The following is a 20,181-nucleotide window of genomic DNA, read 5'->3' as shown; positions in this document are numbered from 1 at the left end:
TCGCCCAGTTTTGGGAGGGGGTGCCACCAGATTCCTTAAGGAACGGAGCATTCCATGCGTATCGAACATATCCCGACGGGCGATAATCCGCCGGAGAGTCTGAATGTCATCATCGAAGTCCCGACGGGCGGCGAGCCGGTGAAGTATGAATTCGACAAGCAGTCGGGCGCACTGTTTGTCGACCGCATCCTGCACACGCCGATGCGCTATCCGGCCAATTACGGCTTCGTTCCGCACACGCTTTCGCCCGATGGCGACCCGCTGGATGCGCTGGTGATCGCCCGCTCGCCTTTCATGGCCGGCTGCGTTGTCCGCGCTCGCCCGATTGGCGTGCTCAATCTAGAAGACGAACATGGCGGCGATGAAAAGCTCGTCTGCGTGCCGGTCGACACGACGTTCCCCTACTATTCGGACGTTGGCGAAACCAAGGATCTGCCAAGCATCATCTTCCAGCAGATCGAGCACTTCTTCACCCATTACAAGGATCTCGAAGCCGAAAAATGGGTCCGCATCGGCGCATGGGGCGATGCAGCAGAAGCCAAGCGTGTTGTCGTCGAAGCGATAGAGCGCGCGAAAAACGGCTAATTGAATTTCTGACAGAAAAACGCCCGAATGCTTGATTAAGCGTCCGGGCGTTTTGCTATTAAATCCTCGATGAAAAACAACCGCGAATGGTTCTCCGGATTGGGCGGCGGATCGGCGCGGTCGGCTGCCTCATTCAGCAGCCATTCGACTTCGCGATCTTTCACATCACCCGGCCCTTCTATCACATAGTGATACATGCCCTTGCTCGCGCGGCGCAGCAATTCATCGTAATCGATCATCCGGTCACCCTGCGGGAAATCATAGGTCACCCAATATCCGTGAAAGCTGACGGTCACGATGGTGTGATCGAGGCTCATCCCGGGCGTGTGATGGATGCGCAGCAACCCGTCGCTTTCATCGACGATACGATTGGCGGTCGGCATGGCCTTGACGACCGCGCGCAAAGCCTCGCGCCCGATAGCAGCGAGCGTGGCGCCCTGTTTGTCGATCAGAACGTCGAGCCGCTGAAGGGGAGTTGTCGCCTCAGTCACGCTCGGTCTTCTTGCCTGATCTCTGGCTCATGCAGAGATGAGCCCAAGCTTTAGCGACTTCACAGTCGCAGTGACCCGATCCGAGGTATCGAGCTTGCGGAAAATCCGCTTCGTATGCGTCGAAACCGTATTGGGCGAAATGTCGAGAATGGTCGCGATATCGGTATTGGATTTGCCTTGGGCGATCCAGTGCATGATGTTGGTTTCCTGATCGGAGAGCCTGACATCCTGCATCGCGTCTGCATCCAATAACATGCAGATCCTGCGATGCGCTGCCTGCGCAATTGTCTGCAAGGCGGCGACAATTCCATCAGAATCCGGCGCAAGCGCTTCGGCAAAACCAAACGAAGAATAGGCATTGCGCCCGCGCGGGCCGTAAAGCGGTATGCCTATGCCGTGCAGCAAGCCGCTTGCATCGAGCGCGCCGAAAAACTCCCGCGCATCTTCATTGGTAAGGCGCAATTGCTCGCGCACCTGTTCCCATGTGGTGACTTTGCCGCGATCCATGATGGTTTCGGGGATCGGATCGTTTTTCCGGAAAGAGAAATCGTCATAGATCGCAATCCATTTCTCCGGAAAGCCGGACGCCTCCACGATCGCCTTGCTTGATGTCTGCCGCTCAAAAATCGGAGTGAAATGGTAGCTGTGCCTGATTGCGCCATAGATTCGTGCGCCCTGGCCGACCACCTGCAGAACCTCAGCCGGGTCGGTGCTTTTATCGATCGCGGCGATAATGCGGTACATGGCCTTCGCACACCTCCTTGCCCCGCGGCGAGTGTAGCGCGCAATCGGCGATGGCGAAAGGGTGCCCCCTCTTGGGGGCCCAAGAGGACGATCGCCAGCTCAGTTTTCGGCGGTTTCGCCCCATTCTGCCAGGCGATCGTAATTTTCCAGATCGATCTGCAGCCTGGTCAGCTCGGAGATCGAATGAGCATCGATTTTCGCCATCAGACGCGCGCGGTGGCTTTTGACTGTTTCGGGCTCCATTCCCAGCTGCTGGGCGGCTTCCTCATTTGTGCTGCCAGTGGTGAGGCAGCGTAGGACGTCGCGCTCCACCTGGGAAAGCTTGGCCACCCGTTCGCGTGCATTCACCGCGCCATGTGCGATATGCCACAGGAAATTCGATGGCTCGACGCGGCGGGTCGCAATTGCATTCACCGCCTCGTCTCCGAACGGCCATTTCACATAGTCGCAAGCCCCCGCTGCAAGTGCTGCGAGGATTTTCCTTGCTGAAGGTTTCTCCGAATAGGCGACCAGCCGCGGCGCCCTTAGCCCGGAGCGGACCATTTCCGTGACCCAGACGCCCATGGTGGAGCCTTCATCATGCGCGAAGAGTACATTCGGCTCGGCATAGGCAGCAAAATAGGCGCGGCTGTTATCGTAGATTTTCGCCTGATACCCGGCATCCATCACCGTTTGCGCGATGAATTGACCACGCGTTGCGTCACTATCGATAATGGCGAACACCGTCGGCGTGCGCTCCGGCTGAGCGCTCGCGGCTCCAATCTGCGTGATCGCAGTTTTCGGATCGTCTCGAGACATTGTGATACACCAGCTTCTGAAAAAGCCGGGCTTCTAGTGGTCGCTGTGAAATTGTGCAGTCGCCCAGTTGGGTGACATGCGGGGTCGCTAGGCCTGCCGCCTCACTCTACCGGGCGGGAGGAATCGAGAAGGTCGTCAGCATGATCGCCTCCTGCGTGGTCGCGCTCTTCCTTTACCATGCGTGCAACTTCGTCTTCCGGGGCAACATCTGCGTTAATGTCGGTGTGCTTGGGCGTCGGTGACGGGGTAGGCGATGGCGCGGGTGCAGGTTTTGGCCGATCGCCTCGCTCGCCCACGTTCTGGAATGGGAGGGTTGCGGTGCGCTGATCGAAGCGCAGGCGATAAATCGGTTCGGGCAAGGCAAAGCCGGCCTCTTCCAGCGCAACTTTCGCAATCGCGATTGCGCGGCTTTTAGCCTTGAAAAAATCCGCCTTGCCCTGATCGATCCAGCCGAAGAATTGCAGCACGACGTTGGAATCGCCCACTTCGCTAATGCGGACTTCGGGTGCGGGATCGTCCAGCACGAACGGCATCCCTGCGAGCGTATCGCGGCCCAGCTGGCGCGCTGCCTCCGCATCGTCATCCGCATCCACGCCCAGCGCGAAGTCGAACCTTCGTTGAGGGTTGCGGGTGTAATTGAGGATCGTGCCTTTGAAGACGGTGGAATTGGGAATGCGCAAATGGTTGCCGTCCAGCGTCAGGATCACGGTCGCGCGGCTGGTCAGGCGGATGACGCGGCCTTCATGCGTACCGTCGATCACGATATGATCATTCGCGCGGAATGGCTGGCGAAGCGAGAGCATCAGGCTGGCGACGTAATTCTCCACGGTATCGCGCATCGCGAAGCCCAGCGCGATCCCGATCACGCCTGCGCCGCCGAGAACCGCCCCCATCAGCGCGCCCGCCCCGATCATGTCGAGCGCAATGACAATGCCGAGCACGACGAAGACGAAGCGGATCGCGCTGACGATCAATTCGGCCAGAAAGGCATTAGGAGTGATGCGATTCCATAGCGGGCGGAAGGATGCGAGAAGATAGCCCAGCAGCGCGATTGCAATCGCCACGGCCAGGGCTAGCCCCGCCAGCGGAAGCATGCGCCAGATGTCAGCAACGCGGTCCTCTATTCCGCCGATCCCTTCGCCGAGATCAACCGACACATCGCGCTCGATCGAATTTTCGACTGTCACCACGCTATCGAAGCCCAATGCAATCGCCTCTGCGCGGGCGATTGCTGCATCGTCCGGCGCGGTGCCGGACAAAGTTACCACGCCCTCGCTGACCGTGGGCGTCACATCCGAGAGGCTCGGTACATTGGCAAAGATTTCGCTGAGACGCGCGGTAATGCGCTCATCCTCGCCCTCCGTCTGCTCTGTTTCCATAGAGCGCGGCTCAGGCGCGGCGGCGGCATCAACTTCCTCAGCAGGCGCATCGGCAGCTGGCACCGCAGCCATAACCGGCGCAGCCAGCGCGAGCAGAACGCCCATCAGTAGAATGGAAAAGAACCTCAGAAGAGCGCTGCCACGCCCTTGAACAGAAGTGTCAGGCCAATCGGCAAGCCAATCGCGCAAAGCCAGAATAAGCCCATCTCCTTCCTGAACATCGGCGCCAGGGTCGCATCATCAACCCCGCTTGCAGCCAGCTGTTCCCACCGCCGCTCCAGATAGCGGCAGCCCGGAATGATGGCGATCACCAGCACGACCAGCGCGAAATAGGGCAGCACAGAGCCGCCGCTGCTTTTCAGCTGGGTCATCGTCCAGAAAATATGCATGCCGGTATACACCAGCAGACCATAAGCGATGTGATCGCTTGCTTTGCGGTGCCATGCGGTGCCGCTGTGCTCTGCCTGTTCCGCCCGCTTTTGCGTGTGCGAAGTATCGGCAAGCGCCTTTGCCATTGCGCGTCTCCCTCTCCAGAGAATCAGGAGCCTAGTCCCAAGCGGGGCATAGTTGCAAGCGCATCAACCAAATGTTCAGCAGCGGGGCGGAATGACAGGCGGCATGCAGGAATCTTGCCAAACACCCTTCAAACGCCGCTCACCTGTGCCTATGGAGAGGCTATGAGCTCGCTCGAAACCGATTTGATCGATGAGGAAGCGCTGGCCGAATCCATGGCCGAAGCGCCCTCCAACGCCGCGCCGGACCTGCCCGAAAGCGGCGGGCTGGAAGTCGTCTCCATCGCCAAGAGCTATGACAAGCGCAGCGTGCTCTCTGACATCTCGCTGACGGTGGCGAAGGGCGAAGTGCTCGGCCTGCTCGGCCCCAACGGTGCGGGCAAGACGACGTGTTTCTATTCGATCATGGGGCTGGTGAAGCCCGATAGCGGCCGCATTATGATGGACGGTGTCGATGTGACCAAGCTGCCCATGTATCGTCGCGCGATCCTCGGCCTTGGTTACCTCCCGCAGGAAACCAGCATTTTCCGCGGCATGACGGTGGAGCAAAACATTTCCTGCGTGCTTGAAATGGTCGAGCCGGACAAGGACGTGCGCGCCAGCGAGCTCGAACGCCTGCTCGACGAATTCGGCCTCACCCGCCTGCGCGAAAGCCCGGCCATGGCGCTGTCCGGCGGTGAACGCCGCCGCTGCGAAATCGCCCGTGCGCTTGCAGCGAATCCGTCGATCATGCTGCTGGACGAGCCCTTTGCCGGGATCGACCCGCTCTCGATCAGCGATATCCGCGATCTTGTGAAAGACCTGAAACAGCGCGGCATTGGCGTGCTGATCACCGATCACAATGTGCGCGAAACGCTCGACATCGTCGATCGCGCCTGCATCATTTACGGCGGCCAGGTACTCTTCGCGGGCAGCCCGCAGGAACTGGTGGCTGACGAGAATGTGAAGCGCCTCTACCTCGGCGACAATTTCGAGCTGTGATGCTGGTTAGGTAATCCCATGGCTCTCGGCCCGAGACTCGACCTCAGGCAATCGCAATCGCTGGTGATGACGCCGCAGCTGCAACAGGCGATCAAGCTGCTGGCGCTGTCCAACCTCGAGATCGAGGCCTTCATCGGCGATGCTTTGGAAAGCAATCCGCTGCTGGAAGCGGGCGAAATGCGCGAGCGCGACGGCGAAGAACCTGCCGAACCCGACTTGCATGACTCCACTCCCGGCGATGGTGAGCGCGCCCTTGATATCGACGAGAGCGCACTCGACCGGGACCGCGACACCGGCGACTGGTCCGAAGCCATGGCATCGGGCGGCGGCGAGAATTCGGGTTTCGACCTCGAAAACCGCGAGGATGTTGCGCTCAGCCTCGCCGATCATCTCGAGCAGCAGGTCGGTACCTGCGCGCCGTGCCAGCATACCGCCTTCATCGCCCATCACCTGATCGCCCAGCTGGACGAGGCAGGCTATCTCACCGCCAAATTGCAGGACGTCGCAAACGCGCTGAACGTCCCGCTCGCCGATGTCGAGCGCGCGCTCGAATGCGTGCAGAGCATGGACCCGACGGGCGTTGGCGCGCGCGATCTTTCCGAATGCCTCGCGCTGCAGGCGAAGGAGGCCGATCGCTACGATCCGTGCATGGAAGTGATGATCAACAACCTCGATCTGATCGCCAAGGGTGCCTTCGCTCAGATCAAGCGTATCTGCCGCGTCGATGACGAGGATCTGGCAGACATGCTGTCCGAATTGCGCAGCTACAATCCCAAGCCCGGCCTGGCGTTCGGCGGCAGCGGCGCCAGCGCGGTGGTGCCCGATGTGCTGATCACCGAAGGCAAAGGTGAGGCAGCATGGGACATCAAGCTGAACGAAGCGACCCTGCCCCGCCTTGTGGTCAACCGCAGCTATTACGTTGAATTGAAGGAGGGCTCCCCGGGCAAAGACGCGAAAAGCTGGCTCAATGAAAAGCTCGCCGATGCCAACTGGCTGATCAAGGCGCTCGACCAGCGGCAGAAGACCATCCTCAAAACCGCCGCGGAGATCGTGAAGCAGCAGGACGGTTTCTTTCGCAAGGGCGTGAGTGAGCTGAAACCCCTCACTCTCGCCAAAGTGGCCGAAGCCATCGAAATGCACGAAAGCACCGTCAGCCGCGTGACGAGCAACAAGTTCCTCCATTGCGACCGCGGCACGTTCGAGCTGAAATACTTCTTCTCCAGCGGCGTCGCGTCCGCAGACGGCGAAGGCGCGAGCGCCGAAGCGGTAAAAGCCCGCATCAAGGCACTGACCGACGCCGAAGACCCGAAGAAGATCCTGTCCGACGATGCGCTGGTGGACCTGCTGAAAACCGAAGGCTTCGACCTCGCGCGGCGCACCGTGGCGAAATACCGCGAGGCTATCGGGATTGGCTCAAGCGTCCAGCGGCGGCGGGCGAAGAAGCTGGCGGCAATGAGTTAATCTGTTGAGAGCCATTGTAATTCAGGCCCCTCGCCACCATCTATAGATCAGCTACCAGTCGCAATAGACGGTCTGACCGGCGCCAGAACGCGCCCCTTTTTCCATCCTTTGAGCCTCCTAGCCGCAGCCGTGGCCAATACTGGTGCGCTGCACTCTCCAGGAAGGAAATATCATGGCCCATTTCGGCAACATCAAATCCTACAATCAGGACAAGGGTACCGGCACGATCGTCCCGGAAAAGGGCGGTGATGCCCTGCCTTTCAAGAAGAAAGACCTGCAGCAGGAAGCTCAGGCTCCCAAGGTCGACCAGCGCTTCTCTTACGAGACAGCCGAAGTTGACGGCGGGCACAAGCGCGCCACCAACCTGCAAATGCAGGCCGACGAGTCCTCCCATGAGAAACAGGCCCGCAATCAGCAGGGCTGATCAGGGTTGAAGAAACCGGCGCGGCACCGAGGGCAGCAATGCTTGCGGTGCCGACCGGGTCCCTGCCCCGATCCTCCGGCTCCTTGAAGGAGGCCCCCATGTCCATGAACGAACTGCTCTACGATCATCAGCTCGCCATACTGCGCGCGCAGCATGCGGCGCTTGGCGAGGGCGATCTGGACCTGCGCGACCGGAGCCATCTTTTCGCCCAGCGGATCGCCGACTGGCGCAGCGGCCATAGCCTGCCGACCGTGGGCTGGCCCGGCCACGCTGAGGATGACCAACGGCCCGAAAGGCACGGTGGGACCAAAACGCTCACCGTGCAAACGCCTCCCGCTGCAAAGGTCACCCCATGAATATCGAGCAAGACAGCCTGCGCTCCAGCCCCTTCGGCACCAATGAATGGGAAAACGAAGGCGGCAGCACTGCACCCCCTCCCGTGCCGGATGGCATGCCCAAGGGCGTGAGCGCCAGATGGGTCCTCGAATACCGGGTGGGCGATTATCGCTACACCAGCCTTGCCGATGCGAAGTCCGAACAGCAACGCCGCAACCGCATGGCGGACAAGGCTAAGGCCGAGGCGCGGAGCAGTTGAGGGAACACGCCGAACAACCCTTCTTCGGGCCCGAAGCCCCGTCGCTCGCCCCGCACAAGCACCCACGCATCAAGCGCTGGCGCTCGGTCGCCAAGGCCATATCGTGGCGAGCGGTCGGAACGCTCGACACGCTGATCCTTTCCTACCTGCTGATCACCTATCTCGGCCCGTTTTTCGGTATGGAGCTGGCGCAGGAAGACGCGGTCAAGACCGCCGGCCTGATCGCCGCGACCGAAGTCGCGACCAAGCTCATCCTCTATTTCCTCCACGAACGCGCGTGGCAGGCGATCCAGTGGGGCAAGAACCCCGCGAGCGAACGCAGCCGCGAAACGATGCGGCGCACGACGGTGAAAACCGCCCTGTGGCGCACCATCGCCTCGCTCGACACCTTTCTGCTCGCGTGGTTCTTCACCGGCAACGCCGCAACCGCCCTATCAATCGGCGGGCTGGAGATTTTCACCAAGCTGATCCTGTATTTTATCCACGAACGGGTGTGGGGCAGACTGCCGTTCGGGATTGAGAAGGCTGGGGGCGAGATGGCTGTGGGGTGAGGGACGCCAGAGAGCCGAGGCGGCGAAGACCCGAAGAAAATCCTGTCCGATGATGCCCTGGTAGACCTGCTCAAAGCCGAAGGCTTCGACCTCGCGCGGCGCACCGTGGCGAAATACCGCGAGGCGATCGGGATTGGGTCGAGCGTTCAGCGGAGGCGGGCGAAGAAGCTGGCGGCTATGGGATGAGAATCGAAGTAGCCCTCAAGCTAAAATGAACGACCCCTCCAGTAGGGTGATTAATGACGGCCTGCGCGCATTTCGGCTAGCCAAAGGACGCAATTTTTCCATCATGACTGGCAGCGCATCCAAGGCCCTCCATTAAGCATCGTCCGACATAGTGACCAAGCTCGACGGGCACCGCATTTCCAATCATCAATTCCAGATGAGTTTTGGCAGCATCCCAAGTGAAACCTCTCGGGAAAGTTTGCAGTCGTGAACGCTCCGATGTTGAAAGCGCTCTGATGCTTTGATCAATCGGAGCTGCATCCGCACGATGACCAGGATAACCACTTGGTACGGGTCTATTCACTCCACGAACCGTCGCAGCCGGTTCATCAATCGTGTAGACTGCTCGTCTATTGTAGTTGCGTGGATGCCGGTAATAGAATTCGAAATCGATTTCATCCGACATATAATCCCGGACCGTCATCTCTTTCGCAGCCAGATTGCGTTGAATCACATCCTCCAAGAATTGGTCTGGCAAGTCCCGTATCCCAATACAGAAAAATCGCTTCCGGCGCTGCGGAACCCCGCACAAACTGGCATTCAAAGTTACTTCTGTGAGCCCGTAGTCTTGACTCCTAAGAAAATCGCTAGCTTCGGCGTAAGCCCTGCTCGACTTCGCACGCGCGACATTCTCCATGATGAAGAACGTGGGTCGAATTGCAGCGATCACATCTGCGAAGCTTCTGGTTAGGTTGGCCCGATCACCTTCGCTACGCTTGCCAGCTGTCGAAAAATCTTGACACGGAGGCCCGCCCACGATTCCGTCCACGCCAAGGGGACGTATTTTATTGGCTGTCTTAAAGACATTGCTGACATCCATTTCTTCAACGCGATGGCTGAAATTATCAGCATATACATTTACAGCCTTGTCCCAGTTGTCGCACGCCCACAGTATTTCGAATCCTGCGCGTTCCAAGCCAAGGGACAAACCGCCGCAACCACAGAAAAGATCGACGATTTTCATAAAAGCTCTCCGTTCTTGGAACGTCTTGGCTGCGTGCTGTGAAAAAGCGATTGCCTCATACGACAAGCACAATACCCGCCTGAGCCGCACAAACAAGTGACAGGCTGTGCATTACCAACTAGATGCATCCGAAGTGGATGATTTTGCACAGGGCGATGTGGATGGGGAAACCTGATTTCCAAGGCGGGCTGTTTGGTATCACAAATTCAAACCGTGAGGGCGCTGATTTGTGGGGGAAGAATCAGTTTAACAGCACATTCCCTGCATCACTTGCTTGCCACATGCGAGCGCAATCAATTGACGCGATGTACCTGTGCATCGGACCGCAGAAAAAGTTCCTAAATAGGGCGATCAGTATCGATGAAGTTTTCGGTACGAAAACGGCTCCTGATCAACTTTATTTCAATTTCGAAGGTCGGTTTGAGGACTATTCAAATACAATCTATGGTCCGTTGGAGCGCGTGGATCTCGTGGTATCCAGGGCCAAAAAGAGCGCTGACCATCAAGTCGTGGAAGATAAACAATATCGCGCTCTAGAAGTGAAACTGACGGTGGTTCCAGATCACACGACGTGCAAGCGATCAGAGACAGAATGGGGGCCAGAACTGGTAATTCGCCCAGCTACTAGCAAGTATTGCGCTATGTCGATGGCTGCTAATAGCAGTCTAAGCGCTCGAGAATTACAAAAGATTTTCGTTCACCGTCTTAACGGTGTGAAAGACTGGGGCAATGAAGTCGAGGCGCTTTCAATACTGCCTGATGCGATTGGTTGCCTTCAGGAATTCGAACGCGCTTCTTGGAAGGATCAAATCCCGCTTGTTCTTCAGCCAATCTGGAAAACCCAAGGTAAGTCTCCAGCACTTTCTGAAAAAGCTTTTGACCTATTTGTATGGAGCAATTTTGGATTAGCGAGGTTGATTTGCGATCAAGCTGCGGGTTCTGTGGGAACGAAGTCGATCCGCCGACCTGCGCGAAGCGCGCTTCGCCTAGCTAGGTATTTCCTTGAGTTTGCGAAATCAGGAAAGCCTTCGATCGATGATATCTACTCTGGGATGACCTACGGACACCAAAGCGATAAAGATTTTGCAGTCAACGGCACGGTGACGCGAAGATATATGACAAATGAATGCGCATATAGGCCTCGGATCTCACGCGATGTCGTTGACAAAATCATACTTGGTGCAGGAATTGAGAATCTTTCCCCCGAACGCAGGTTCGATCAATCGATATATTTCCTCAAAAAGTACGATTGACCGAAAATTTCATGTCAAACCGCCCACCCCTAACCATCCTCGGCAGCCTAGCGCTCGCCACCCCCGCCCTCGCGCAAGACGTGCCCGAGCCGCAGCCGGATATTTTCCTCTTTGCCTACGATGCCTCCGCCTCGGACGACGCGCTTTCGGGCGGCATCAACACCACCAATCGCCCCACGCTCTACGACAACCAACCGTTCTTCACGCCGGGCGGCGACAGTTTCGTCTACTCGCGCAGCGATGGCGCGCAGACCGATGTGTGGGAGTATGACATTGCCTCCGGCACGCACACACAGATCACCCGCACGCCGGAGAACGAATATTCGCCCACGCCTTCGCCCGACAATCGCACGATCTCTGTCGTGTTCGAGCGCAACCGCTCGATCTGGCAAGTGGACCGCGCCGATCCCGGCAATCCCGTGTGGCTGCTCGAAACAGCAGGGGTGGACGAGCCGGTCGGCTATTTCGCGCGCAACCATGCGAGCGGCGACGTGCTGTTCTGGTCGCGCTATGGCTTCAACGTCGCGCTTAGCCATGCGGGCGAGCAGGCGTATCATTTCGTCAGCGGCCATGCCGTGCCCGCTTCCCCGCATTTGATCCCGGGCACCTCTGAATTCAGCTTCGTTCACCGGCAGACCAATGAGGAGGTGTGGATCAAGGCGGTCGATCCCGAAAGCCGCGCCGTGCGCCCGATCACGCCGATTGCCGGGACCAATGCCAATTACACCTGGGCGCCCGACGGCTCGATCCTGCAGATCGAAGGCACGCAGCTCCACCGCTGGCGCGAGGGGGCAGAGGGCTGGGAGGTGATCGCCGACCTCGCCCACCACGGCCTCGCCAGCGCGACGCGTATCGCGGTGAGTCCTGATGGGACGCGGGTGGCCGTCGTAGGGATCGCGGCGGACTAAATCAGTCGCGCCGCCCGATGTTGCCGCCGTGCAACGTGACAAACAAGTCGCAGAATTGCCATTCGGCTGTCACCGATCCGCAATCGGACGGACACACGCGCGGCCTAATCACCTCCCATCTTTTCTGGGAGGTCCATCATGAAATCCACTCGCCTGCTCGCCAGTGCCAGCGCATCCGCTCTCGCACTAATCGCCACGCCTGCCCTTGCCGGGGACGTCGTCGGCGTCGTCGTCGATGAGACCGAAACCGTCTCGCTGCAATCCGCGGTCGTCAGCATTGTCGAGCTTGGCCGGCAGGTGGTGACGGAGCGCGATGGCAGCTTCCGCATCGCTGACGTTCCAGCAGGCACTTACACGCTGCGAGCACGCTTCCAGGGCGTGCCGAGTGAGAGCCAGACCATTATCGTGCCGGAAACGGGCACGGTCACCGCGAACTTCCTGCTCGGCGGTGACGATGCCTCCAGCATCCTCGTCTACGGCCAGCGCGCCAACCAGTCGAATGCGCTTGCGCGCGAATATGCGTCGGACACCATCGTCGATGTGCTGAGCCGCGATGCCATCGGCCAGTTCCCGGACCAGAACGTGGCGGAAAGCTTGCGCCGCCTGCCGGGCATCAACGTGCTGAACGATCAGGGCGAGGGCCGCTTTGTGGCCGTGAGGGGTCTTGACCCGAACCTGAATGCCACCTCGATCAACGGCGTACGCGTTCCCTCGCCCGAAGGCGATATCCGCGCCGTCGCGCTGGACGTGATTGCCAGCGACATCATCGAAAGCATCGAGGTGCGCAAATCGCTCACGCCGGACATGGATGCCGACACGATCGGCGCCAGTATCGAGATCAACACGGTCAGCGCGTTCGATCGCCGCGGCGATTTCCTCACCCTCTCGGCAGAGGGCAGCTACAATGAATATTCCGAAGAACTGAACCCGAAGGCGAGTGCGAACTTTGCCTATCGCCTGACCGACAGCATCGGCATTTCGGGCGGCCTTTCCTATTACAACCGCTTCTTCGAAACCGACAATATCGAAGCGGATGATTGGGAGAGTAATGACGGACTCGTCTATGCCGAGGAAGTCCAGTATCGCGACTACGATGTGGAGCGCGAACGGATCAGCGGATCGCTTGGTCTGGATTTCCTTATCTCCGACACCACTGAATGGTATGTGCGCGGCCTCTATTCGCGCTTCGACGATCAGGAGTTCCGCCGCCGCCTGACTTTCGATTTCGGCGATGCGCTGGTCGGCGGCACGAGCAATGCCGCGACCTATGCCGATTTCGACCCCTCCGATCCGGGCGAGGAATATGGCATCACCGTGGAGCGCGATGTGAAGGACCGCTTCGAGCGGCAGGAAATCTATTCGCTGAGCCTTGGCGGCGAGACCGTAAGCGGCCCATGGACCGTTGAATATATGGGCAGCTATGCCCGATCATCGGAGCGCGAAGACAACAGTGTCGACCCGACGACTTTCGAGCGTGATTTCGAAGGTGACGGCCTTGTGGCGACAATCGACTATTCCAACCCGCGCGTGCCGCTCTACTCGGTCACCGGCGTTGCTGATTTCTTCGATCCGTCAACTTACGAGCTGAACGATGTCGAGCTGACGCAGCTTTCGGACGCCGTGGATGAGGAATACACGCTGCAATTCGATGTGGCGCGTGAATTCGTGTCCGATGGCAGTGTCTTCACTCTCCAAACAGGCCTGAAGGGCCGCTGGCGCGACAAGACATTCAATGGCGATATCGCGTTTTACGAATTGGACGGCTACCTGCTGTCCGATGTGCTGGGCGAAGGCCCGACCTATCGCATCACTGATCTCTCGCCGCTGCCCGGCCTGACCGAACCGACCGATTTCTTCTTCGCCAATTTCGACCAGTTCGAATTCCAGCCGATCGACAGTCAGTTCGACAGCGCGGCTGAGGATTATGCGGTCGAGGAAGACGTTTATGCCGCCTATCTGTTGGGCCGCTGGGAAACCGATAATTTTCTGGTGATCGGCGGTGTGCGATATGAGCACACGCAGACCGATATCGTCGGCAATTTCGTGCAGCTGATCGAGGAAGACGGCACGCTACCAAATGGCATGATAGCCGCCGACGATACCGTCATCGTCAATCAGAATCTTACCAGCAGCAATTACGGCTATTTCCTCCCCAGCCTGAATATCCGTTATGAGCCGGTGGAAGATCTCGTCTTCCGCGCCGCCGCGTATCGCAGCCTTGTGCGCCCCGGCTTTTCCCAGCTTGCACCGCGTTTCGTGACCGAACAGAACGATGATGACGAGGTGGAAGGCGAATTCGGCAATCCCGATCTCGAACCCTACGAAGCCTGGAACCTCGATTTTGGCGTCGACTATTATTTTGGCGGCAATGGCGCGGTGAGCGCAGGCATCTTCTACAAGGATGTGTCGAACTACATCGTCAATGTCGAGTATGAAAGCGATGGCGATCGCCTCGTTTTCAACGGCATTCCCTTCGATGAAGCGGTGATCCCGCTTAATGGAGACAGCGCAGAAATCTTCGGCGTCGAACTGGGCTTTGCCATGCAGTGGGACATGCTGCCAGCGCCCTTCGATGGCATCATCACGCAGGCGAATTACACCTGGACGGATGCGAGCGGCGATGTTCCCGATAGCGGCGTGGGCGAACTGGGCGCTGTTGGCCCGACGCGCACCATCGCTTTGCCGGCAACGTCGGAGCACACGCTCAACGGCGTCATCGGATATGAGCGCTGCCCCATCAGCCTGCGTTTGGCAGGCACATATCGCGACGATTACTTGGATGAGCTTAATGGTTCGCCGGAAGAGGATCGCTTTGTCGACAGTCACTTCCAGCTCGATGCCAGCGCACGCTATCGCATCACGGAGAACTTCCAGATTTTCGTAGAGGCGGTGAACCTGACCGATGCGGAATATTTCGCTTACAACACCGTTGGCGGGCGTCAGAACAATTACCAGTATGAAATCTATGGCCGCACCTTCAAGGGCGGTGTGCGGGTGACCTTCTGATGCGCAGTCTGGCAATCGCGACGATGTCCGCCCTCCTGGCAGGGTGTGCAACCACGCCGGTAGGCCTGCCGCCCGCGCCGGTAGCGGCACACGCAGAGACTGTACCTGTCGGTACGCAGAACGATGATGCGGCGGATGATCCGGCGATCTGGCGCAACCCGAGCGATCCCTCCGCCAGCCTGATTGTGGCGACCGACAAGAAAGCGGGCCTTTATGTCTACAATCTCGAGGGCGAGATATTGAGCTTCACCGACGCCGGAGAAGTCAACAATGTCGACCTCGTTGAGCTGGGAGACGGCACCGTCTTCGTCGCTGCGAGCGACCGGAACGATCCGCTCAATTCGCATATCGTGTTCTACACGCTCAATACCTCGGCAGGTGAGATGGAGCCTGTAGGCCGCGTGCCGAGCGGCCCGGGCGAAGGCTACGGCCTGTGCCTTTCCACCCATGGCGCGCTTACCGTGCTGGCAGTGCTGAAAAACGGCGCGCTACGCGAATATGAAATAGCGGAATGGGCCGACGGCCAAGTGCCGCAGACCGCGCTTATTCGCGAATTCTCCGTCCCGACACAGCCCGAAGGGTGCGTTTTCGATGATCGCGACGGAACGCTTTATGTCGGCGAGGAAGTGGCGGGCATCTGGCGTTTCGCCGATGGGGCGACGCAAGGCGCGCTGGTCGCCCCGATCGACAACCAATATCTGGTGGCCGATGTCGAAGGGCTTTCGCTGGCTCCTGATGGCGCAAATGGCGGCTACCTCGTCGCATCGAGCCAGGGAGACAACGCTTTTGCGGTCTATCGCCTGCCTGACATGGCGCCGCTGGGCCGCTTCGCGATTGGCGAGGGGCTCTAAGGTTCGGCAGAGGAAACCGACGGCATCGACCTCACCCTCGGCAATTTCGGCCCGGATTACCCGCAAGGGCTCTTCGTGGCGCAGGACGGCCTGAACGCGCCAGCCGCGCAGAACTTCAAGCTGGTCAGCTGGCAGGCGATCGTCGAGGCGTTGGAGTCGGACTAACCATCCTGCCGCCGGTTGGTAGAAAATGTTGAGATGCCCCAACCTCAAAACCCGCCAAAATTAACGGGTTCCCGGGTGTCACCCGAAAGACTCACCGAGAAAGTGTTAACGCCGGAAACAAATTATTAACCTTTTTTGGTGAGAAGTGCCGTGGTTAATTCATGGCAACACCTCCTATCGGGAGGTTACCAACGGGGACACAAGGGGACCCATAATGCGCGTTCTGTTGATTGAAGACGAGCCGACAACGGCAAAAGCAATCGAGCTGATGCTCACCACCGAAGGCTTCAATGTCTACTCGACCGATCTGGGCGAGGAAGGCCTCGATCTGGGTAAGCTGTATGATTACGATATCATCCTGCTCGACCTGAACCTGCCGGATATGCACGGCTATGACGTGCTGAAGAAGCTGCGCGTCGCCAAGGTGCAGACGCCGGTCCTGATCCTTTCGGGCATCGCCGAAATGGACAGCAAGATCCGATCCTTCGGCTTCGGCGCAGACGATTATGTGACCAAGCCTTTCCACCGCGATGAGCTGGTTGCCCGGATTCACGCCGTTGTGCGTCGCTCGAAAGGCCACAGCCAGTCGATCATCCGCACCGGCAAGCTGGCAGTCAATCTCGACGCCAAGACTGTCGAAGTCGACGGCGCCCGTGTCCACCTGACCGGCAAGGAATATGCGATGCTCGAGCTGCTTTCGCTGCGCAAGGGCACGACGCTCACCAAGGAAATGTTCCTCAACCACCTGTACGGCGGAATGGACGAGCCCGAACTCAAGATCATTGACGTGTTCATCTGTAAGCTGCGCAAGAAGCTCTCGAGCGCATGCGGCGGTGACAATTATATCGAAACCGTATGGGGCCGCGGCTACGTGCTGCGCGATCCCGACGCAGAGCAGGAAGCTGCGTAATCTTCTCCTCAAGCGCCGGCGCGAACATCCGCCCGCTTGGATTCGGCGCTAACCGCGCGACGGCCGGTCGGCCTTGCGGATCGCAGGCGATCCGAGAATCTCTTTAATGCCCGCTTGAACCCCGGGCTGCGATAACCCGTTTTCGAATGGGGGGTACCCGAGAAAACCCCGGACGCGCAAAACCGCGACCGGGGTTTTCCTTTGCCCTTGTCGCTTGCCATTCATGTGCGCGCAGATAAGCTGCGCCGCATGGAACTATTCTCCCGCATCGCCGCGACTCTATTGGCCATTCTGGCGTTCGCACCTTCCGCAGTGATGGCGCAGGCCACCCGATATGATGGCGACATCATGTTCCTGACCCGTATCATCGAGCGGGAATATGCAGGGTTCGAAACGGCAGACCGGCAAGATTACGAAGCGCAGCTTTCGCTGATGAATGAGCGGATTGCCGCAAATCCAGAAGCGCGCATCCATGCGATGTCGGCGCTGCTGGAATGGTTTGGCGACGGGCATCTGGCCATCCAGTCCAATATCGTTTCGCCGCCAGACCCCTATCCGGACACCGGTCCGCAGCGGCACTATCGCATCTTCGACCTGCCCTATGCCTTCACTTTCACGCGACTTTCCGAGGATACGGTGATTCTGCGCGTGCCGCATTTCCAGATGGAGGCGGCGGACGAATTCGCGGCTCTGCTCGAAGAGCATCACGAGACGATTACGTCTACGCCCAATCTCATCATCGACATGCGCGGCAATAGCGGCGGATCGGACCTCACCTATGCGCCGCTGATGGCGTATCTCTACACCCGGCCGATCTATACAGTCGGCGCGGAGCTGCGGGCGTCGCCGCGCAATCTTGCGTATTTACGCGAACTCGGCGCGGACGAGACCATGCCGCAGGAAGTGCGCGATCTGGTAGCCAGCGTGATGGCGCGCGCGGAAAGCGGTGCCCGATATGTACCGCTCGGCGAGGATGTCGTAAGCATCGAGACCTATCCGCAAGTTTACGAATTTCCCCAGCGCGTCGGCATCCTGGCTGAGGGTGCAGGCTCATCCGGCGACCAATTTGCGATTGACGCGCGCTTCAGCGACAAGGTCACCTTCTTCGGCGGACCCACCGCCGGGGTTATCGATTATTCCAACGTTATTGAGGCGACCTCGCCTTCGGGTGACTATACCCTGCGCTGGCCGATGACCCGGTCTATGCGGCTGCCGGAGGAGCCCTTCGACAATGTTGGCGTGCCAGCCGATGTGCCTTTTGAAGACGACGTTGCCGACCACGTCGAGGCCGCTCGTCTTTGGCTCGAGAGCCGCTGCGACTAATCTCAACTGGCGTTCCGCAGATTGGTGAAATCGAGGCCGCTCGGCTCTTGGAATAGACGCAATCCGAACTCCGGCAGAATTGCCAGCAGGTGATCGAAAAGATCGGCCTGGATACGCTCATACTCCGCCCACACGGTCGTGCCTGTAAAGCAATAGATCTGCAGCGGCAGGCCCTGCGGCGTCGGCTCCAGCTGTCGGACAAGCAGGGTAAAGGCTTCGGTCGAAAGCTCCGGATGGGCTTTCAGATAAGCGATCACATAGGCGCGGAATGTGCCGATATTGGTAAAGCGCCGCGCATTCACCGGATTGGTATCGCCCGCCAATTCGCGCGCGTTCCATTCGCGCAGCTCAGCATCCTTGGCGGAAAGGTAATCGTTGAGGAGGCGAAAGCGGCGCAGGCCCTGCACTTCCTCGTCCGACAGGAAGCGCACCGAGTTCTGGTCGAGCGGCAGCGACCGTTTGATCCGCCGCCCGCCGGCTTCGGACATGCCGCGCCAATTGCGGAAGCTGTCGGCGATCAGGCGATAGGTCGGGATGTTGACGATCGTCTTGTCGAAATTCTGCACTTTCACCGTATGCAGTGCGATATCGATGACATCGCCATCGGCATTCATGCCGGGCACTTCGATCCAGTCTCCCACCCGCAGCATATCGTTGCTCGACAGCTGCACGCTGGCGACAAGTGAGAGGATCGTGTCCTTGAACACCAGCAGCAGCACCGCCGCCATCGCACCGAGGCCGGACAGCAGAAGCAGCGGTGACTGCTCGATCAGCGCAGCAATCGCCAGGATCGCGGCCGCGCAATAGACGACGATCTTGATGACCTGGATGTAACCCTTGATCGGCTTATTACGGGCCTGCGGCGTGCGATTGTAAATCTCGTTGACGTAATCGAGACCCTTGCTGATCGCCATCGCGACGCTCAGGATAATGCTGGCCATCGCGACGTTCTCGATCAGCTGCCGGACTTCCTCCGGCAAATGCGGCACCTGATAGATTCCGCGCGCAATCAGCAGCAGCGGAGCGACCGTCGCCAGCCGGGCTGCGGCTTTGTCTGCCGTCAGCGTGCGCGTATCGAGGAAAGGTGCAGCAAGTCGCAGCAGCACTTTCTTCAGCAGGAAATTCACCAGCAGCGCAGCGACCGCCAGCAGGATCAGCCCGATCAGCGATTGCGCCCAGAGGGGCTGGGCTTCGAAAAGTGCAAGTGCCTGTTCCATATCGCGCGCGACCTAGGGCTTGGCCTGCCACTCCACAACCCCTTCACGAATCTGGACAGAGCGCCGCCGCCGCATTAGCGGGGCGGCCATGTCAGCATTCAAAGTAGGCGATCCGACGACACTCAACCGGCTGTATGGGCGCAGCCAGGGCAAGCCGCTGCGTGCCGCGCAGCAGGAGTTGGTCGACAATTTGCTGCCGCGCATATCACCGCCTGCGAAAGGTGAAGTGACTGCGAAATCGCTCTTCGGCGAGGATGTTCCGCTGCATTTCGAAATCGGCTTCGGTGGGGGGGAGCATCTCGCCTACCGCGCAGACTTGCTGCCCAATCACGGCTTTATCGGTGCCGAGCCGTTCCTCAATGGCGTTGCGCAGGCGCTCACCCATGTGCGTGACCAGAACCTGGGCAATGTACGCATTTTTCACGGCGATGGCTTGGATGTGCTGAGCCGCATTCCAGATGGCGCGCTGACGATGCTCTATCTGCTGCACCCCGATCCATGGCCCAAGAACAAGCATGCCAAGCGCCGCATGATGAATGATGGGCCGGTGCAGATGATCGCCGATAAGCTTAAGCCAGGCGGCGAGTTCCGCTTCGGCACCGATCACCCGGTCTATGTCCGCCATGCGCTGATGGTGATGCAGCGGTTTACCGATCAGTTCGAATGGGTAACCGAAGGGCCGGACAGTTTCCGCAATCGCCCCTCCGGCTGGCCGGAGACACGTTACGAGCACAAGGCGCGCAATACTTACGGCCACGAAGTCTGGTACTTCCGCTTCCGCCGTACAGGGGATTGATCACGCGAGAACTGGCGGAACCACCGCCGCTTTGGCTCGCTG

The 20,181-nt window shown here is 59.1% G+C and carries 20 protein-coding genes and 2 pseudogenes; 15 read left to right on the top strand and 7 right to left on the bottom strand.

All coding sequences use genetic code 11. From position 1 onward, the window contains the following. Nucleotides 1-54 precede the first annotated feature (54 nt). Nucleotides 55-585 carry an inorganic diphosphatase gene (gene ppa / locus I5L03_RS03285; RefSeq protein WP_197920251.1) on the top strand — a complete coding sequence of 177 codons (531 nt, stop codon included), beginning with the start codon at nt 55-57 and terminating at the stop codon, nt 583-585. 35 nt (nt 586-620) lie between these two features. Here the strand turns inward: ppa and I5L03_RS03280 are convergent, their stop codons facing one another. The 5 genes from I5L03_RS03280 to I5L03_RS03260 form a co-directional block, all read right to left on the bottom strand. Further along, nucleotides 621-1,076 carry a hypothetical protein gene (locus I5L03_RS03280; protein ID WP_197920250.1) on the bottom strand — a complete coding sequence of 152 codons (456 nt, stop codon included), beginning with the start codon at nt 1,074-1,076 and terminating at the stop codon, nt 621-623. A 27-nt stretch (nt 1,077-1,103) separates the two neighbouring features. Continuing rightward, on the bottom strand, nt 1,104-1,820 hold the full coding sequence (locus I5L03_RS03275) for a helix-turn-helix transcriptional regulator (protein WP_197920249.1): 717 nt from the start codon (nt 1,818-1,820) through the stop codon (nt 1,104-1,106). A gap of 99 nt (nt 1,821-1,919) precedes the next feature. Continuing rightward, a complete protein-coding gene (locus tag I5L03_RS03270) occupies nt 1,920-2,618 on the bottom strand; it encodes a response regulator transcription factor (protein ID WP_197920248.1) in 699 nt (232 codons plus the stop codon). A 101-nt stretch (nt 2,619-2,719) separates the two neighbouring features. Then, entirely contained in the window at nt 2,720-4,102 is a 1,383-nt protein-coding gene (locus I5L03_RS03265; protein ID WP_197920247.1) for a mechanosensitive ion channel family protein, read from the bottom strand. 20 nt (nt 4,103-4,122) lie between these two features. Further along, complete coding sequence (locus tag I5L03_RS03260) at nt 4,123-4,512, bottom strand: hypothetical protein (RefSeq protein WP_234035001.1); 390 nt, start codon at nt 4,510-4,512, stop codon at nt 4,123-4,125. Nucleotides 4,513-4,725: 213 nt separating this feature from the next. Between I5L03_RS03260 and lptB the strand changes: the two genes are divergently transcribed. The 7 genes and pseudogenes from lptB to I5L03_RS03220 all read left to right on the top strand — a co-directional run. Next, the gene (gene lptB, locus I5L03_RS03255; RefSeq protein ID WP_197920711.1) at nt 4,726-5,490 is read left to right on the top strand and encodes an LPS export ABC transporter ATP-binding protein; all 765 of its coding nucleotides are present in this window, start codon (nt 4,726-4,728) and stop codon (nt 5,488-5,490) included. A gap of 18 nt (nt 5,491-5,508) precedes the next feature. Beyond that, the gene (gene rpoN / locus I5L03_RS03250) at nt 5,509-6,951 is read left to right on the top strand and encodes an RNA polymerase factor sigma-54 (RefSeq protein WP_197920246.1); all 1,443 of its coding nucleotides are present in this window, start codon (nt 5,509-5,511) and stop codon (nt 6,949-6,951) included. Nucleotides 6,952-7,123: 172 nt separating this feature from the next. Further along, the gene (locus I5L03_RS03245; RefSeq protein ID WP_197920245.1) at nt 7,124-7,375 is read left to right on the top strand and encodes a cold-shock protein; all 252 of its coding nucleotides are present in this window, start codon (nt 7,124-7,126) and stop codon (nt 7,373-7,375) included. 98 nt (nt 7,376-7,473) lie between these two features. Then, the gene (locus I5L03_RS03240; RefSeq protein ID WP_197920244.1) at nt 7,474-7,731 is read left to right on the top strand and encodes a hypothetical protein; all 258 of its coding nucleotides are present in this window, start codon (nt 7,474-7,476) and stop codon (nt 7,729-7,731) included. Beyond that, entirely contained in the window at nt 7,728-7,970 is a 243-nt protein-coding gene (locus I5L03_RS03235) for a hypothetical protein (protein WP_197920243.1), read from the top strand. The genes I5L03_RS03240 and I5L03_RS03235 overlap by 4 nt, the downstream gene beginning before the upstream one ends. Then, on the top strand, nt 7,967-8,521 hold the full coding sequence (locus I5L03_RS13395; RefSeq protein ID WP_234035000.1) for a DUF2061 domain-containing protein: 555 nt from the start codon (nt 7,967-7,969) through the stop codon (nt 8,519-8,521). Before I5L03_RS03235 ends, I5L03_RS13395 begins: the two co-directional genes overlap by 4 nt. Nucleotides 8,522-8,545: 24 nt before the next feature. Next, nucleotides 8,546-8,707, top strand: a pseudogene (locus I5L03_RS03220) (RNA polymerase factor sigma-54); the annotation flags it as partial. A 76-nt stretch (nt 8,708-8,783) separates the two neighbouring features. Here I5L03_RS03220 and I5L03_RS03215 read toward each other — a convergent pair. Continuing rightward, the gene (locus I5L03_RS03215; protein ID WP_197920242.1) at nt 8,784-9,710 is read right to left on the bottom strand and encodes a DNA cytosine methyltransferase; all 927 of its coding nucleotides are present in this window, start codon (nt 9,708-9,710) and stop codon (nt 8,784-8,786) included. A 161-nt stretch (nt 9,711-9,871) separates the two neighbouring features. Between I5L03_RS03215 and I5L03_RS03210 the strand changes: the two genes are divergently transcribed. From I5L03_RS03210 to I5L03_RS03185, 6 genes and pseudogenes are all read left to right on the top strand, one after another. After that, a complete protein-coding gene (locus tag I5L03_RS03210) occupies nt 9,872-10,963 on the top strand; it encodes a HindVP family restriction endonuclease (RefSeq protein WP_197920241.1) in 1,092 nt (363 codons plus the stop codon). A gap of 11 nt (nt 10,964-10,974) precedes the next feature. Beyond that, nucleotides 10,975-11,871: a TolB family protein gene (locus tag I5L03_RS03205; protein ID WP_197920240.1), complete on the top strand. Its 897-nt coding sequence runs from the start codon at nt 10,975-10,977 to the stop codon at nt 11,869-11,871. 138 nt (nt 11,872-12,009) lie between these two features. Continuing rightward, the gene (locus I5L03_RS03200; RefSeq protein WP_197920239.1) at nt 12,010-14,877 is read left to right on the top strand and encodes a TonB-dependent receptor; all 2,868 of its coding nucleotides are present in this window, start codon (nt 12,010-12,012) and stop codon (nt 14,875-14,877) included. Next, nucleotides 14,877-15,893: pseudogene (locus I5L03_RS03195) on the top strand (phytase). Before I5L03_RS03200 ends, I5L03_RS03195 begins: the two are co-directional and overlap by 1 nt. A gap of 214 nt (nt 15,894-16,107) precedes the next feature. Continuing rightward, on the top strand, nt 16,108-16,803 hold the full coding sequence (ctrA, locus tag I5L03_RS03190) for a response regulator transcription factor CtrA (RefSeq protein WP_197920238.1): 696 nt from the start codon (nt 16,108-16,110) through the stop codon (nt 16,801-16,803). Nucleotides 16,804-17,052: 249 nt separating this feature from the next. Next, the gene (locus I5L03_RS03185) at nt 17,053-18,126 is read left to right on the top strand and encodes a S41 family peptidase (RefSeq protein ID WP_197920237.1); all 1,074 of its coding nucleotides are present in this window, start codon (nt 17,053-17,055) and stop codon (nt 18,124-18,126) included. Between the two features lie 2 nt (nt 18,127-18,128). On the opposite strand, the gene I5L03_RS03180 is transcribed toward I5L03_RS03185, so the two are convergent. Next, entirely contained in the window at nt 18,129-19,343 is a 1,215-nt protein-coding gene (locus I5L03_RS03180) for a mechanosensitive ion channel family protein (RefSeq protein ID WP_197920236.1), read from the bottom strand. Between the two features lie 88 nt (nt 19,344-19,431). On the opposite strand from I5L03_RS03180, the gene trmB reads away from it, so the two are divergent. Next, complete coding sequence (trmB, locus tag I5L03_RS03175; protein ID WP_197920235.1) at nt 19,432-20,139, top strand: tRNA (guanine(46)-N(7))-methyltransferase TrmB; 708 nt, start codon at nt 19,432-19,434, stop codon at nt 20,137-20,139. Nucleotides 20,140-20,181 lie beyond the last annotated feature (42 nt).

It is taken from the genome of Aurantiacibacter sediminis, assembly GCF_016019885.1.
Classification (GTDB): Bacteria; Pseudomonadota; Alphaproteobacteria; order Sphingomonadales; family Sphingomonadaceae; genus Alteraurantiacibacter; species Alteraurantiacibacter sediminis.
This window is presented reverse-complemented; position numbering and strand designations above follow the sequence as displayed.